Annotated in this window: 10 protein-coding genes; 2 read left to right on the top strand and 8 right to left on the bottom strand. The window is 46.3% G+C overall.

Translation table 11 applies throughout. The features are described 5' to 3' along the window. Positions 1-9: 9 nt before the first annotated feature. On the bottom strand, positions 10-1,227 hold the full coding sequence (locus ACTHTJ_RS03915; RefSeq protein WP_070585314.1) for a D-alanyl-D-alanine carboxypeptidase family protein: 1,218 nt from the start codon (positions 1,225-1,227) through the stop codon (positions 10-12). Positions 1,228-1,431: 204 nt separating this feature from the next. Here ACTHTJ_RS03915 and ilvA point away from each other — a divergent pair, with 204 nt between their 5' ends. Beyond that, the gene (gene ilvA / locus ACTHTJ_RS03910) at positions 1,432-2,955 is read left to right on the top strand and encodes a threonine ammonia-lyase, biosynthetic (RefSeq protein ID WP_070585312.1); all 1,524 of its coding nucleotides are present in this window, start codon (positions 1,432-1,434) and stop codon (positions 2,953-2,955) included. A 57-nt stretch (positions 2,956-3,012) separates the two neighbouring features. On the opposite strand, the gene trmB is transcribed toward ilvA, so the two are convergent. The 3 genes from trmB to ACTHTJ_RS03895 form a co-directional block, all read right to left on the bottom strand. Continuing rightward, the gene (trmB, locus tag ACTHTJ_RS03905) at positions 3,013-3,729 is read right to left on the bottom strand and encodes a tRNA (guanosine(46)-N7)-methyltransferase TrmB (RefSeq protein WP_070585311.1); all 717 of its coding nucleotides are present in this window, start codon (positions 3,727-3,729) and stop codon (positions 3,013-3,015) included. A 137-nt stretch (positions 3,730-3,866) separates the two neighbouring features. Beyond that, a complete protein-coding gene (locus ACTHTJ_RS03900; RefSeq protein ID WP_003746785.1) occupies positions 3,867-4,523 on the bottom strand; it encodes a response regulator in 657 nt (218 codons plus the stop codon). Next, positions 4,520-6,280, bottom strand: a complete 1,761-nt coding sequence (locus tag ACTHTJ_RS03895) for a histidine kinase (protein WP_070585309.1) — start codon at positions 6,278-6,280, stop codon at positions 4,520-4,522. Before ACTHTJ_RS03895 ends, ACTHTJ_RS03900 begins: the two co-directional genes overlap by 4 nt. 260 nt (positions 6,281-6,540) lie before the next feature. On the opposite strand from ACTHTJ_RS03895, the gene mobA reads away from it, so the two are divergent. After that, positions 6,541-7,122, top strand: coding sequence for a molybdenum cofactor guanylyltransferase MobA (gene mobA / locus ACTHTJ_RS03890; protein ID WP_049328535.1), 582 nt, complete (start codon positions 6,541-6,543; stop codon positions 7,120-7,122). A gap of 79 nt (positions 7,123-7,201) precedes the next feature. Here mobA and ACTHTJ_RS03885 read toward each other — a convergent pair whose 3' ends face one another. The 4 genes from ACTHTJ_RS03885 to ACTHTJ_RS03870 form a co-directional block, all read right to left on the bottom strand. After that, positions 7,202-10,321 (bottom strand): type I restriction endonuclease subunit R, encoded by a 3,120-nt coding sequence (locus tag ACTHTJ_RS03885; RefSeq protein ID WP_440360780.1) that lies wholly within the window; start codon positions 10,319-10,321, stop codon positions 7,202-7,204. A 67-nt stretch (positions 10,322-10,388) separates the two neighbouring features. Further along, positions 10,389-11,624 carry a restriction endonuclease subunit S gene (locus tag ACTHTJ_RS03880; RefSeq protein ID WP_440360779.1) on the bottom strand — a complete coding sequence of 412 codons (1,236 nt, stop codon included), beginning with the start codon at positions 11,622-11,624 and terminating at the stop codon, positions 10,389-10,391. Positions 11,625-11,636: 12 nt separating this feature from the next. Continuing rightward, entirely contained in the window at positions 11,637-14,252 is a 2,616-nt protein-coding gene (locus ACTHTJ_RS03875) for a type I restriction-modification system subunit M (protein WP_440360778.1), read from the bottom strand. A gap of 440 nt (positions 14,253-14,692) precedes the next feature. Further along, a complete protein-coding gene (locus tag ACTHTJ_RS03870) occupies positions 14,693-15,679 on the bottom strand; it encodes a GlxA family transcriptional regulator (RefSeq protein ID WP_440360777.1) in 987 nt (328 codons plus the stop codon). Between the last annotated feature and the right edge of the window lie 14 nt (positions 15,680-15,693).

The raw sequence follows: 15,693 nt of genomic DNA, 5'->3' as shown, positions 1-15,693 counted from the left end.
GAAAGAGGATTAACTGAATAAACCTTTAAACCACAACACAATCGCGTCCCACATACGGCGCAACCAGCTGCCTTCTTCCACGCCGGTCAGGGCGACGACGTCTTTTTCGGCAATGATTTTGCCGTCTTTCATGACTTTCAGCTTGCCCAATACTTGGCCTTTTTCAATCGGGGCGAGGACGGGCTGAAGCGTTTCTAAGATTGGTTTGACGTTTTTGCCGGTATCGTGGGGAATGGTAATGTAAACATCGTCCAAGAAACCGATATCTACGGCTTTGGTACCGCCTTTGTAAACTTTGACTTGGGAAATCACTTCTCCGCCGTTGTACAGTTTAGGTGTATCAAATGCCTGCAATGACCAGTTGAGCAATTTGCTGCTTTCGCTGGCGCGCGCTTCGGTGGATTCGGCACCGGCAAGGATGGAAACAATGCGGCGGTTGTTGCGTTTGCTGGAAGCAGCGAGATGGTAGCCTGCGCCTTCGCTATATCCGGTTTTCAAACCATCGATACTGCTGTCGCGATAGAGCAGGAGATTACGGTTGGGCTGCTCGATGTTATTGTATTTGAAAGATTTGTTTGCAAACAAAGGATAGTATTTCGGATAGTCATTGATCAGCGCGGCTGCCAAAATGGCCAAGTCGCCAACGGTTGAAACATGGCCGTTAGAAGAAATACCGGTCGGGTTGTTGAAGTGGGTATGCTTCATGCCCAAGCGTTTGGCTTCTTCGTTCATTTGTTTGACGAATTCGTCGATAGAGCCGTTGCCAATAGCTTCGGCAAGGGTAATGGCGGCATCGTTGGCTGACTGGATGGTTGTACCCTTAATCAAATCGCTGACGCTGACAGGAACTTTGGGGGCGAGGAACATACGAGAACCTTCGACTTTCCAGCCGACGTTTGAAACTGTCAGCATTTGATCTGCTTGGAGCGTACCGTTTTCCAGTGCTTTAAAGGCAAGGTAGGCGGTCATCATTTGTGTCAATGCGGCAGGCTCGATAGGCGTGTCGGCATTGTTGGATGCCAAAGTTTGCTTGCTGTGCAGGTCGGTAACGATGTAGGCAGTCGCCGCAATTTCCGGCGGTGTTGTCGGGCTGTTGATGCTGCGCAGCAGCGGCTGCGTTTGAGCCTCGCTTTGTACGGCAGGTGCGGAAGCAACCGGGTCTGCAGCAAGGGCAGGAGTATTCAGGAGGGCAGCAAAAATTAAGCTAAGTAGCGTTTTTTTCATCATTATGTGTGGATTTGAATATGAGTGGACACTGTTTCAAAGTAAACAGTTTGGCATATTAAATAGATATTAAGCGGACATTATACCGTCTCATTTAGGCTTTGCTAAGATTTTTCTTGCCTTCAGACGGCCTCAGGGGTATGGTTTTAACTTTTTCCTCCGGTCGATTTGACCGAATTGCAATTTATTTCCGAACACTAAAATACCATGAACCATTCCCTTCCTCTTTCTGATTATCTAACCCGTATTTTGACCGCTTCCGTTTATGATGTGGCCGTAGAAACGCCCTTGGATTTGGCGCGCAGTCTGTCAGGCCGTCTGAACAATCAGGTTTTGCTCAAACGTGAAGATTTGCAGCCGGTGTTTTCGTTCAAAATCCGCGGCGCGTACAACAAAATGGCGAAACTGCCTAAAGAAGCCTTGGATTGCGGCGTGATTGCTGCCAGTGCGGGCAACCATGCACAGGGTGTGGCTTTGTCGGCGCAGTATTTGGGTTGCCGTGCGGTGATTGTGATGCCGGAAACTACGCCGAAAATCAAAATTGATGCGGTCAAGAGCCGAGGCGGCGAAGTGGTATTGAAAGGCGTGTCTTACAACGATGCCTATGATTATGCGATGGAGTTGGCAGAAAAGGAAAAACTGACTTATATCGCGCCGTTTGATGATCCTGATGTGATTGCCGGTCAGGGAACTGTCGGCATGGAAATTCTCCGACAACATCGCAATATCAATGCGATTTTTGTCCCGATTGGCGGCGGCGGTTTGGCAGCGGGTGTAGCGGCGTTTATCAAACAGGTTTGCCCTGAAATTAAAGTCATTGGCGTGCAAACCGATGATTCTTGCTGTATGAAACAATCGGTTGAGGCAGGGGAAATCGTACATTTGAAAGATGTAGGCCTGTTTTCAGACGGCACGGCGGTCAAGGTTGTCGGTGATGAAACCTTCCGCCTGTGTAAAGAGCTGCTGGACGAGATTATTACGGTCAATACGGATATGTTGTGCGGCGCAATTAAAGATATTTTTGACGATACGCGCAGCATTACCGAACCTGCAGGCGCATTGGCGCTTGCCGGCTTGAAGGCTTACGTTGCGAAAAACAATATCCAAGGTCAAAACCTGGTTGCCGTTACCAGCGGCGCCAACATGAACTTCCACCGCCTGCGCCATGTTTCAGAACGCAGTGAACTGGGCGAGGGCAACGAAGGTATTTTTGCCGTTACCATTCCTGAAGAAAAAGGCAGCTTCCTCAAGTTTATCAATGTATTGGGTAGTCGGAACATTACCGAGTTCAACTACCGCTACGGCAACGACAACAATGCTCATATTTTTGTCGGCCTGCAAACCGCCGGTGCGCAAGACTTGGCCGTCATCAGTGAACAACTGACTGAAGCAGGCCTGCCCAATGTCGATCTGACCAATGACGAAATCGCCAAAATCCATATCCGTTACATGGTCGGCGGACGTACGGAAAAAGTATCCAGCGAACGCTTGGTCAGCTTTGAATTCCCAGAGCGTCCCGGCGCATTGTCCCGCTTCTTGAACCATATGCGTGCCGAATGGAATATTACCTTGTTCCATTATCGCAATCATGGTGCGGACTATGGCCGTATTTTGGTCGGTATCGATGTACCTGAAAGCGACAATGAAGCCTTTACCGACTTCTTGGAGAGCTTGGGTTATGTTTATAAAGAAGAAACCGATAATCCGGCTTATAAACTTTTCTTAGCTTAATCAGTAAGATAAAAGGCCGTCTGAAATTTTTCAGACGGCCTTGTGTTTTATGTTCGGCTATTTCTTACGGAACACCAAGTCCCAAACGCCATGACCCAATCGTTTGCCTCGGGCTTCAAATTTGGTTTCAGGACGATAATCAGGCGTAGGGGCGTAATCGGCAGCCGTGTTTTGCAAAGCGTCAAAACTGCTCAAAACTTCCAGCATTTGCACGGCGTATTCTTCCCAGTCGGTTGCCATATGGACATAGCCGCCGCTTTTGAGTTTGGGCAGCAGCTTTTCAACAAACGGCACTTGTACCAAGCGGCGTTTATTGTGACGTTTTTTGTGCCAAGGGTCAGGGAAGAAAATATGAATGCCGTCTAAAGAACCGTCTTCCAGCATCTTTTCCACTACTTCCACCGCATCATGACGCATCACGTGGATATTGGAAATGTGTTCTTCCTCAATCAGCTTCAAGATATTACCGACGCCCGGGCCGTGAACATCAATCGCTAAAAAGTCGGTATCGGGCAGACGTTTGGCGATTTCCACTGTCGCGACGCCCATACCGAAACCGATTTCCAAAACTTTAGGATTGTCCCGTCCAAAAGCGCGGTTCAAATCCAAAGGAGCTTCTTGGAAGTCCACACCAAATTGCGGCCACATCGTATCAATGGCGCGCTGTTGGGCCGCAGTCATATGGCCTTGGCGCAAGACGAAACTGCGGATGCTGCGTTTGTGTTCTTCAGGAACGGTATTTTCGGGTGTATTTTCTGGAATGTTTTCGGACATGTTGTTTTAAATTAGTGAGAAATCAAATAAAAAGGCCGTCTGAAAGAATCAGACAACCCTACATACAAATCGGCGTGATTATAGCGAATAAACGCTCTTCCCGAAACCTTTTAAAAAGAAGGTTTCAGACGGCCTTTTTAAGACAATTCCGGTTGCGGTACTTTGTGTTGCACCGCATAAACCGCAGCTTGAACGCGGCTGCTTAGATTCAGCTTGCGCAACAGGTTCTGCACATGCACTTTGACGGTTGACTCTGCCAAGTTCAAATGGCGGGCAATGATTTTATTGCTGTGTCCGGCGGCAAGGTAGCCTAAGATTTCCATTTCGCGCGGGGTCAGCTGCGCCAGCAGATGGTCTGAGCGGGAAGGAGATGGAGAAATCAGTGATTGCACCAAGCGGCTGGTCATTTCTGGAGAAAAGACATTATCGCCATCGACAGCTTTGCGGATGCTTTCCAACAGGAAGTCGGCGTTGATGTTTTTCAGCAAAAAGCCTTTTGCACCCATACGCATACATTCGGTCAAGTCGTCACTGTCTTCGGAAACAGTCAGCATGATGACGGTCAGTTGCGGATTGATGCTCAGAATTTGAGCCAGTGCTTCGCGGCCGTTCATGACCGGCATATCCAAGTCCAGCAAAACTACGTCAGGCTTGAGCTGTTCGACCATTTTTACGCCGGCCAGGCCGTCTGAAGCTTCGCCGACGACTTCAAAATCAGGCTGGCGGGAGAGCAGAGCTTTGATGCCGCTGCGAAATAGGGTGTGGTCGTCAATAAGGGTAATTTTAATCGTCATGATGCTGTTCTCATTTGTTGCGGCAAAGTCAGCATAACCGCCGTACCTTGCCCAATCTGCGATGTAATGGCCAATTCTGCGTTAATCCGTTGGGCACGTTCCTGCATAATGCCCAAGCCGACATGTTCGCCTGAAGGCCGGTTTGATAGGTGTTCTTTATTAAAGCCTGCGCCGTCGTCCCGAATCGTCATGACAAAATCGCCGTGGTTAGCAATTTCGACGTTGACATGTTGCGCACGCGCGTGCTTCCGGATATTGGACAGGCTTTCCTGCAAGATGAAGATGATTTGCAAATGCTCATCATAATTCAAAGCCTGCCCGTCGTCCTGCCATTTTAAATCAACTGGAATACCGGTTTGTCGTTCAAAACGCGCCAGCAGAGATTCTACCGCTTCAGGAAAATCTTTATTACTGATTTTGGTGCGGAAATTCATCAGAAGCTCGCGGACGTCTTCATAGCATTCCTGCACGCCGTCTTTAATGAAGCCGATATTTTCTTCAGCCTGCTCGCGTTGGTTTGAAGCAAACGCGCTTTCCAACATTTGCACCTGCAAATTCAAAAAGGTCAGGGCTTGTGCAATGCTGTCATGCAAACCTTGTGCAATCAAGTTGCGTTCCTGCAAGACGGCAAGCAGGCGGCGTTCTTGTTCCATGCGGTTGTTGGCGATGGAAATCCCCAGCTGCCCGCTTAAAGTCTGCAACAATTTTTCATCTTGCTCATTGGGCATATGGCCGTCTGAAAAATACAGGGCCAATACACCGAGCTGTTCGTCTTGGTAAACGATTGGGAATTCTACACGATTTCCCTCTTCGGTTTCACCGACACTTGCCGCCAAGTCAGAGCGTTTGCGTTCTTCATCGGAAAGATATACCGTACCGCCCAAAGCGGAAAACGCCGGCAGAATCTGAGCCAAAAATTCTTCTGCGGCCTGTTGCGGCGTAAAGGTTTGGTGCAGGTTGCGCGTAGTCTGGTAGAGCAGGGTCAAATCACGGTTTTGCCGGGCCAAGTCTTGGGTTTGTTGGGCAACCTGTCCTTCTAAATCCGTATAAAGCGTTTTCAGACGGCGGCTCATTTGGTTGAAACCCTTACTGACTTGGGCGAATTCACGAATTTGGTCTGTATCGATTTGTACCCCGAAACGACCTTCGCTGATAGTTTCCACCCCGTCGCGTAGTTTTTCCAGCGGCCGGATGATCCACGAATAATGCCAAACAATCATCAAGCCGGCAGCCACTAAAATCATCAACATCATCGCCATTTGAAAACGGCGCAGCCACAAAGTATTTTGCTCGTTGGCGTTTTCCATCGCCTGTAAAAACAGCTCGATATTGCCGGCAAAACGGTATAAGCCGATTTGGGTCGGCCGCTCGTAATGTTGCAAAGAAGGCTTGATGTTGGATTCCCAATCAATCAACAGCATCGATTGGATCAAATCGTAAGCCAGCGGCATTTGTGACGGAATCAGCGGATGAATGGCATCGCTTTGCGTTACACTGGCCAGCGTACGCTCAAATTCTTTGATTTGGTTGTCAATTTGAGCATTGGGCGTACGGACGCTTGCCATATAAGCCAAACGATATACCTGCATTTTCAAGCTGCCCGCATCTTCAATCGTTTTGGCCGCGCTTTCCAAACGCCAAGAAAGCAGCAGGGTAAAGGCAATCGATAAAAAAGCCGAGCCGACCCATAACACAGTCAGTAGTTTTAAGCGCGAGGACAGGCTTAGGCCGTCTGAAGATCCGGAGAATAAACGCATAAAGCACGCAGGAAGACTAATCCGATAATCTTATAAAAATATCATTCTTTCGGCCTATAAACAACCTGTCTAAAATAATTGTATGGTTATGATAAGAAAAAACAGGGGTTTAATGTAAAATCATGTTATGATAAAATTCATCTTAAGTGAATTAAATCACAAAATCAGGTTTCAGATGGCCTGAAGCCTTAAAAACTTATTCCATAAATACAACATCGCGAATAACACTTACACACTCTGCTTTGCAAAGGACTACCAAAATGAAAATTTTTGCACTGATATTGGCCGGCGGGCAGGGAAGCCGGATGGGAGGTGTCGATAAAGGGTTGGTGCAGTGGCACAACAAAGCCTTGATAGACCACGTTATCGAAAAAATCCGCCCGCAAGTCAGCCATATCGCCATCAGTGCCAACCGCAATCTCGAATCCTACGCCCAACGCAGCGCGCATGTTTTCTCCGATGCGCGCCAATGGCAACATTACGGCCCTTTGGCCGCCTTGTGTACCGCCGCCAACGATTTGCAAATTGCCACTGCCGATTGGCTGCTTATCGTATCCTGCGATATGCCGCGTTTACCGGAAAACTTGGTTTCTCAGTTTGAAACTATCGCGCGGCGCACGCCATTGTGTAATGCATTTTATGTTGAAACCCCGGCTAGACCGCATTACAGCGTGATGTTCATCCGTCCGCAAATCCTGCAAAGTACCGTGCCATACCTTTATTCAGGAATGCGTAGCATCCGCGGCTGGCTGCAGCAACAGCGCGCGCGGGTTGTCCATTTCCCTCATGAGCAGGATTTTATCAGCTACAACACAGAAAATGATTTGGCCCAGCCTTTGTAGTTGGGTCAGTGAGGGGGCTAATGTTCAGGTAAGGATATGCTAACTTGATGATTATTTAGTATCTTTCAATAGGTAATAACTATCTTGTAATTAGTTCCCTTAGAAATTCATCAATCCGTATATTTAAATAAAATATACGTTCTTCGTTAAAATAAACTTTGGCTTTTTCCCTATCGACTGTTGCTTTTAGGTCATTTAGTCTGCCTAAGTCCAAATTTTCGCTGGTATATTTTCTTGCCAACAGTGCACGTAGCAAATCTCCATCCAGCCCTAAACCTTTAATTACTTTTAGCACCTTATCATTGGCATCTTTTTGTTTGTACGTGGTGATGTAATCACTTAATGCTAAATTTGGATCAAGCTTGATATCGCCGGATTGCACATCGTGTAAAAACAACTCAGCAAATTTTTGATCTTCCTTAGAAAGCGTGGCAAAAGAGTGGTGTAGCTCCTCAAGTGCAGCAGCTTCTTCTATGCCGCCGATGGTTTTAAGCCATTTTTCAAAGCGGGCATTCATATAATTTTGATCAATTTTATCGGTTTCGATTTCGTTGATATGCGAACGCAAATCAAACGGCACATCATCGCTACCGCCACCATTGCCTGAACTTTCTTTAAATAAATCTTTATAACGAGCCAGCAGTTTATCGTAAGTCTCTTGATCAAAATTGAGTGTGGCAGTGATCACGCTGTCGTCTTCCTGTACCACGTCATAGCTTAATTTTTCCCAAGAAAAACCCAAGAGCCGAGCAGCTTGTAAGTGCTCATTGAGCTGATTGAATAGTTTGACAAACTTTGCGCATGAGGTTGTATCATCAGGGTTTTTTGAAAAATCCTCTAATCCTGCCCATTTGAAAATATCGGCAATATCGGCAAAACAGACATTCATTTTGTCGATAATCTTATCTAAATTATCGACAAACAGCCCCATTGGGCGGTCGCCCGAATAAAGTTTTACGGCTCGCTCAATATTGCGTTGCATCGTATGCGGCTTGCGGTAATAGCGGATTAAACCAAAAGGCTTATCGGTTTTGTCGCATACGCGGTTAGTACGGGAAAACGCCTGAATCAAGTTGGCGTAATCCAAAATTTTGTCTAGATAGAGCGTATTGAGCCATTTGCTGTCAAAGCCTGTCAGCATCTGATCGACCACAATCAACAAATCCAGCTGCTCGTCGGGCTTGATTCTCTTATACGCATTGATATGCGACAACCTATCCGACAAATCCGTTTTAAATCGGGAATAAGTGGCATAGCCAAAGCTTGTGCCGAACTGGGCGTTGTAATCTTCCAAAATTTCGGCAATCCATATTTCCTTGTCGTTGCCTTGCCCATCGTTAAGAATATTCGGATCGAAAAGGGCGGTCAGTTTCGGCAAGGAATTTTTAGCTTCCTCAGAATTTCCGACTTCCTCAGCAATTCTGATTTTCTCAGCAATTTTGGCTTTAATTAAGCGATAATAATTGACCGCTTCGGGAATAGAACTGGTGGCAAAAATGGCATGATATTTTTTGCCTTGGCTGAGGCGTGGCCAATTTTCCAGCATGTCGTCGATCACTGCATTCACATGTTCCGGCGTTTGATATTGCACATTGGGTATATAATCTTCAATGCCTTTTTGATATTTGCCGTCTGAAGTATATTCTCCCGCCATCGGCACATCGTTCATAAATTGATTGTAGATTTTTTTCTTTTGGTCATCGGCAAATACTTCGCTTTCATCTGTTGCTTTGGCTTCTTGCAAAGCGACAGATCTGCGTAAATCGCTGTCTTTAAAGGTGCGGATATGGAAGGGATGAAAGCCCAGCACATTTTCATCACGAATGCCGTCTGCAATCGAATAGCGGTGCAATTCATTACCGAAAACCGTGGCAGTGGTTGAATTTTTCTTAGCGTTTTCTTCTTCAATCGGCGTGCCGGTAAAGCCGAAGAAAATCGCATTGGGGAAGGTGTGCTTAATGGTGAGCAACATATCGCCAAAAGTAGTGCGGTGGGCTTCATCAATGATAAACACCAGCCGCTTGCCACTGATTTGCTCGATGTCAGCCTCATTGACTCCTTCTTCCGCCTTGATATTACTCATTTTTTGAATAGAGGTAACGATTAAGCGGTCGCGGTCTTGTTTGCTTTTCAGCTTGGCGAGCAAAATGGCGGTGTTTTCCGTTGCCTGCACATCATCCTTGCTGTCGGCAAAATTCTGATATTCCTCCAGCGATTGCTTGCCCAGCTCAATACGGTCGAGCAAGAAAATCACCTTATCCGCATCTTTGCGGCGGCTGATTAACTGCGCCGATTTAAAACTCGACATTGTTTTGCCCGAGCCTGTGGTATGCCAAATATAGCCGCCGCGCTGATTGCCCGAAGTCCAATCTGTTTTTGCCACTGTGTCGGCAATTTTGTTGACCGCATAATACTGATAACTGCGCAACACTTTCAGCTGCTCGTCTTTCGCATCGGCAATGGTGTAATCGCCGATAAACTGATGCGCCATCGGAATCGAGAGGAAATGCGTCGCCACCTTGTCCCAATCGTTCATATACACATTATTGAAATCCGCCCAACGGAAATAAAACGCAGGATTTAATTGACCGCCGGTATTGGCAAAATAGCGGCATTCTTCCGGCGTCATCGCCACAAACACCTGCACCAGGCTAAAAATGCCCGAAAACGCGCCTGCCTTATGGTATCGCTCAATTTGATTGGTCGCTTGGCTGATGGGCACGCCAGAGCGTTTCAGCTCAATATGAAACATCGGCATCCCATTAATTAACAACATCAAATCGCCGCGCTGCTTAGGGTATAAATCCGAACGGGGAGAAAAACGAGGTTGTTGGGCAATTTGATAGCGGCTTTTGCCGGCAGAAATTTCCTCACGGTCAAAAATATCCAGCGACACTTCCTTGCCGAAATGACGGCTTTTCTCATTTTCACGCTTGATGGCCACCGTTTTGCCGTTGATAAAGCCGTTTAGCGCATAAGGCGTTTTCAATGCCTGCACCTGCTCCAAAATCTGGTTCATTTCCGTGCGAAGCAACGGCACATCGAGCTTGTCGATATGTTGGTTGGTTTTATTCAAATGCTCCTGCCAGTTGGCAATTAACTTTTCTTCGGTGGGATAGCGCAACACTTCCTTTTCCCAGCTTTTAGTGGACAGCAAGGCAATCAGTGCGTTTTCAAAATCAGCTTCTTTATTAAACATTCTTTTTCTCCGTAAGGGCGCTACTACAATTTTTCAGACGGCCTCAATCATGGTCAGGAACGCCAGCCTATACCAACATCGCTGCCAACAGCCCTTTTTTAAGTTGGTTTAATTTTTCAACCTCTGCCGACTGTAAGGCAATGATTTCGTCTAATTGGCGGAAGAAATTACCGATTTGGGTTTGTTCGGATTTGGTTGGCGGTATAAAAAATTCCGCATTTTTCACAATATCCGAATTTAAATTGACTTGTGTGCCGGGCTGTCCATAACGCTGCCAGCTTTCAACAAAACTATCCAGATATTGATACATAAACTCCAATTCAAAGTCGGGGTTTCTGAAAATCAGAAATCCATCGTGAACGCCTGTTTTGACATAGTTGATAACGGGCTTGCCGACGGAAGCGGCAATGCTCAACAACAAATGCGGTTCTTCAAGCACACGAGTATTTTCTTGCCCTGCTTTTGAAATTTTTTGCTCCAAATAATGAATGCGTCCGTTTTGGGCAGTTACATCGGCAATCCGCAACCAGCCAATATCGGATTTCTCATCAAACCATTTTGGGTCTTGAATTGGGCGGGGACTTGCACCACGGACAATATCCGCAACCTCCCCCAACGTTTTCCTTTTCCACTCCCCCTCAAACCCTTTAAAGCGGATTTTCGGTATTTTTTCACCATTTGCGGGAAACATTTTTGCCAGCATTGCCTTTTTAAGCTGACGGCTTTTTTCCAACACCGCACGGCTCTCGGCAATTTGGCTGTCTAAGCGACGGAAAAACAAACCGAGGTGGGTTTGTTCTTCTACCATTGGGAAATCCACCACAAACTCTTTCATGTCTGATGAAAGAATATGTTTTATGGTATTACCTGTTGTAATTTTTGCTATTTCATTGATTTTGCGATTAGTTTGAAATTGATAGCTTAAAAAATATGGGTTAGCCTCTAATTTATAGTTCGAAAACATGATTAAGGCGTGAGCAGCTACATTATTCAATTCTTCAGGAATAACTGCACAATGACCAACATGTCCTGATTGAACCATCACTAAATCATTAGTCTTGAGCCACTTATCTTGCTGTTTATAGTAAAATTCATCATTAATAAAAATTTGACTCTTTTTATTTATTTCGCCATTTTTTATATTATTTGACTCTAAGTAGAAATGACCATTTTCAACATAATAAGGCGTTGCTGTACCAACGAAGGCATTTCTAATCGTATAAAAAATATCTTCTAATTTTTTCTCTTCCCACGCTCCCGTAAACCCCTTAAACCGCAAACGTGGCTCTTGTTGTTTATTCATCTCTTGCCCACCTTAGCCTTTCAAAATTGCCTGCCATGCGGCAATGCCCTGCAAATCAAACTCGCTGCCGGTGAGTTCGTCCATCATTTGCGCCAGTGCGGCGGCACTTTCTTGTTTGCGCTCGCTGATATGCTGATAGGTGTCGGCATATTTGTCGCAAAGTGCGGTCAGTTTTTGGCTGAATTGCGCCAGCATGTTTTCAGGCAGCCTGCACATCGCCGCATTGAGCGGAACAAACCATTTTTGGCGGAGCAAATCGAGGGCTTCGGCATCATCCAGAGCTTCAATGGCGGCTTTGGTTTTGCTGTGAAGCTCGGCGGATAGGGTTTTGAGTTCCGCCTTGAGCGTTTTTTCTTCGGCAAGCAGCTTATAGGCAGCCTGCAATTTTGCGCCTAGGCTTTCTTCGGTAAAAATGTGTTTGTCAATGGCTTTGGTCAAGTCGGCTTTTTTGGCAATCGCTACGCCGTCCGCTTCCAATTCTTGTTGCAAGGCTTTTGGAATTTCGGTATTGATAAAGCCGTCGCCTTCTTCATTAACGGCCGGACAGGCTTTTTCTTCTTCGCTGAGGTTTTCCAAAATGCTTTGCATTTTGGCGACAATTTCTGCCAAGCGGGTTTCTTTGGCTTTTAGGTTTGCCAATTCCTGCGGCAATTTGACGGCCTGCACCAATTCAAACGGCAGAATATGCCCCACCCAGCCGTCTTGTACTTCGGCTTCTTTTTTGGTTTTGCTGTCTTTTTTCAGCACCATAAATGGATCAACCTGCTTAATTGCCTGTTTGCCTTCGGTTTGAATCATCTCCAAATCCGCGGCAATACCTGCCACATCGGCACGCCATAGGTCATCGAGTTTTTGATAGGCGGTATAGAAATCTAATAAAGGCATTGCCTGCACTTTTTCCCGAATGAGTTCGGCGAGTTGTTGCTGGGTTTGGGAGATGTTGAGCGTTTCCATCGGCTCAATCAGCAGGGTTTCCAAGCTAGCGGTGAAATCGGCAAAGTTTTCTGCAAATTGCGCTTGGTAATTCAGCACGCTGGCGTGGCTTTGCATGGCGGCTTTGAGATTGTCGGTTTTCGGCTGCACATAAGGTGTGCCGTTATCGGTAAATAAGGCCGTCTGTAAACCGTCAAAGGCTGCCCAATAGTCTGCAAATTGTGCCAGCTCGGCTTTGGGAATGCCACCGTGTATGGTGGCGAAAATATCCCATTGCTCTGCCGGCTCGGCGGAATCGACATAGCGCGGAATGTTGAGGTTGTAGCCGTTTGCTACAATTTCGGCTTTCGACACAATACGGGAGAATTTAGGCAATTCCCGGCGATGGGTCACGCAATCGACAATGCGCTTGATGTCGCTTGCCTGCAAATGGTTGTTTTTGCCCACTTTAATGAAATGCTTGGAGGCGTCAATCATCAATACGTCGTTACGTTCGCGCTCTTGGCGTAAAACGACGATGATGGTGGGAATGCCCGTACCAAAAAAGATATTGGCAGGCAGACCGATAATGGCATCGATATGATTGTATTCAATCAGATTTTTTCGGATTTTCTCTTCTTCTCCGCCCCTAAAAAGCACGCCATGCGGCAAGACGATGGTCATGATGCCGTCGGGCTTTAAGTGGAAGAGGTCGTGCAATAAAAAGGCAAAATCGGCTTTTGCCTGCGGGGCAACGCCAAAGCGTTTGTAGCGGATGTCGCTTTCTTTGTCTTTGGGATTCCATGGCTGGGAATAGGGCGGATTGGACACTACGGCATCCAGATACAGCGGATCGCCTTCCAGCGGCCAGTCGTCTTCCAAGGTGTCGGCATTGCGGGTGAAAATATTGCTCGGCAAAATACCGCGCATGACCAAATTCATGCGCGTGAGGTTGTAAGTGTTTTCTTTTAATTCTTGGGCGTAATATTTGATGCTGTCGGCGCTTTTGAGATGTTTGGCAACGCTATGGCCGATGTTGATCAGCAATGAACCTGAGCCGCTGGTCGGGTCGTAAATGCTGATTTCTTCACGGTCTTTGAGATGGTCGGCAATGATTTCAGACATCAGCAAAGATACTTCGTGCGGCGTATAAAATTCGCCCGCTTTTTTGCCTGCGTTGGCAGCAAACATACTAATCAGGTATTCATAAATAAAGCCCAATACGTCATAGCCCTGTTTGCCGTCCATCGGTATATCGGCAATCAGTACAAAAAGGTCTTTCACTGCATTGGTTTGGCTGGAGGCGGTATCGCCCAATTTGCTCAAACCGGATTCTAAGGTTTTGAAAATACCGTCAAAAACTGCAGTATAGTTTTCTGCAATATTGCGGCTGAAAGCGCTCATTGCAGTACGAACGTTGGCAATATTGAAACTCGATCCTTGATCCAACCAAGTTGAAAACAGATGTTCGTAGCTAATGAAATAGCCGAGATTTCTTTTGATATAGTTGACAAGCTCCACGTTAGATTCGGTAAGCTCATCGGCAAAATTTGATTTTTCTAAGTCTTTTTCAAGGGCATATTTTTCTAATTTATCAGAAAGAAATTTGTAAAAAATAAAGCCTAAGATGTAGTCTTTGTATTCGTTCGCTTCAATTTTGGAACGCATTTTATTCGCAGATTGCCAAATTTTGGCTGCAAGTTGTTGTTTATTCATTTTTTCTCTTATTGGTTTTTGATTTTATACATATTACGGTATTTATGATTGCTTGGTACAGGCTAGCTATGATAAACCATCAACACAGTGTTTACATAATTTACATCGTAGAGGGAGTATGATTCATCGATGCAATGAAAAATGGTAGGAAAGCTCACATTACACAAAGGCCGTCTGAAACTCAACTTTCAGACGGCATCTTGTATCCATATAAGAGCCGCTATCTCTATTGGCGAGGATGAGATTGAGCTTGTCATCTTTGAATATAAATGATTAGGATAGAACAAGCGTTTGGATTTTGAAGATGATTTATAAAAACTCTTTGAAATTTCTCTACTCTTTGAAAAAGAAAAAAGGCCGTCTGAAAAGTGCAGGTTGCTTTTGGGGATTTCAGACGGCCTTTAAAAGCAGCCTGTACTTGGAGGAGGTATTGTGTTTAGCTATCTGCCAAATACTTTCCGCCAGGCATTCGGATTGATTTTAAACTTGGCTTTGAACTGTAAACGCAGGTTTGCTGCGCTGCCGAAGCCGCTTTGTTCGGCGATGCGTTCTATCGGCAAATCCGTATTTTCCAATAAATCTTGTACCTGCCATAGCCGCTCTGTGGTGAGCCACTCACCGAAATTCATGCCTGTGGCTTGAGAAAAATGGCGGATAAAGGTACGGCGGGAAACGGCTAATTTTTTTGCCAAATCGTCCAAGCGGTATGGGGTCGCAAGGTTTTGGCGCAGTTCGTCCAATAAGTGATTGATTTTGTCATCGGCGGTACGACGTTCGACAGGTCGGTGGATAAACTGTGCCTGCCCGCCTTCGCGGTGTGGTGCCGCAACCAAGGTACGGGCAAGGTCGTTGGCAACGGTTGCACCGTGGATTTTGCGGATGAGGTACAGGCAACAATCCAGCCCGCCTGCCGCACCTGCCGATGTTAAAAAGTTGCCGTCTTCCGCATAAAGGCGGTTGGTATCCAGATGAATTTTAGGGAAACGGCGGACAAAGTCGTCTTCGGCAAGCCAGTGGGTCGCGGCGGTTCTGCCGTCTAAAAGTCCTGTGTAGGCAAGGGCGTAAGAGCCGTAGCATAGGGTAGTGATATGTGCACCACGTTGTACTGCTTTCTGTAAATGTGCGCTCAACTCGGGTGTCGGGGCTTCTTCAATATTGCGCCAGCCTGCGATGACGATGATGTCGGCTTCTTCCGTCAAATCTAGGCCGCCATGTATGGGAATGCTTGCGCCCAGTGCCGTAATAACGTCTTTGCTATCATCGGAACAGATTTTCAGGTCAAAGAGCGGATGGTTCCGATAGGTTGTCTGAAAAACAGAAAAGGGAATGTTGAAGACAAAATCATTCATGCCCGATTGAGCATATAGCACGATTTTTGGGACAGCTTGATTTTGGCGAAATTCGTTACGCTCGTTTTCAGACGACATTTTGGCACTATCCT

The organism is Neisseria sp. P0018.S001 (assembly GCF_051957355.1).
Classification (GTDB): domain Bacteria; phylum Pseudomonadota; class Gammaproteobacteria; order Burkholderiales; family Neisseriaceae; genus Neisseria; species Neisseria subflava_A.
Note: the sequence above shows the minus strand (reverse complement) of the source record. Positions and strands in the feature narration are given on the sequence as shown.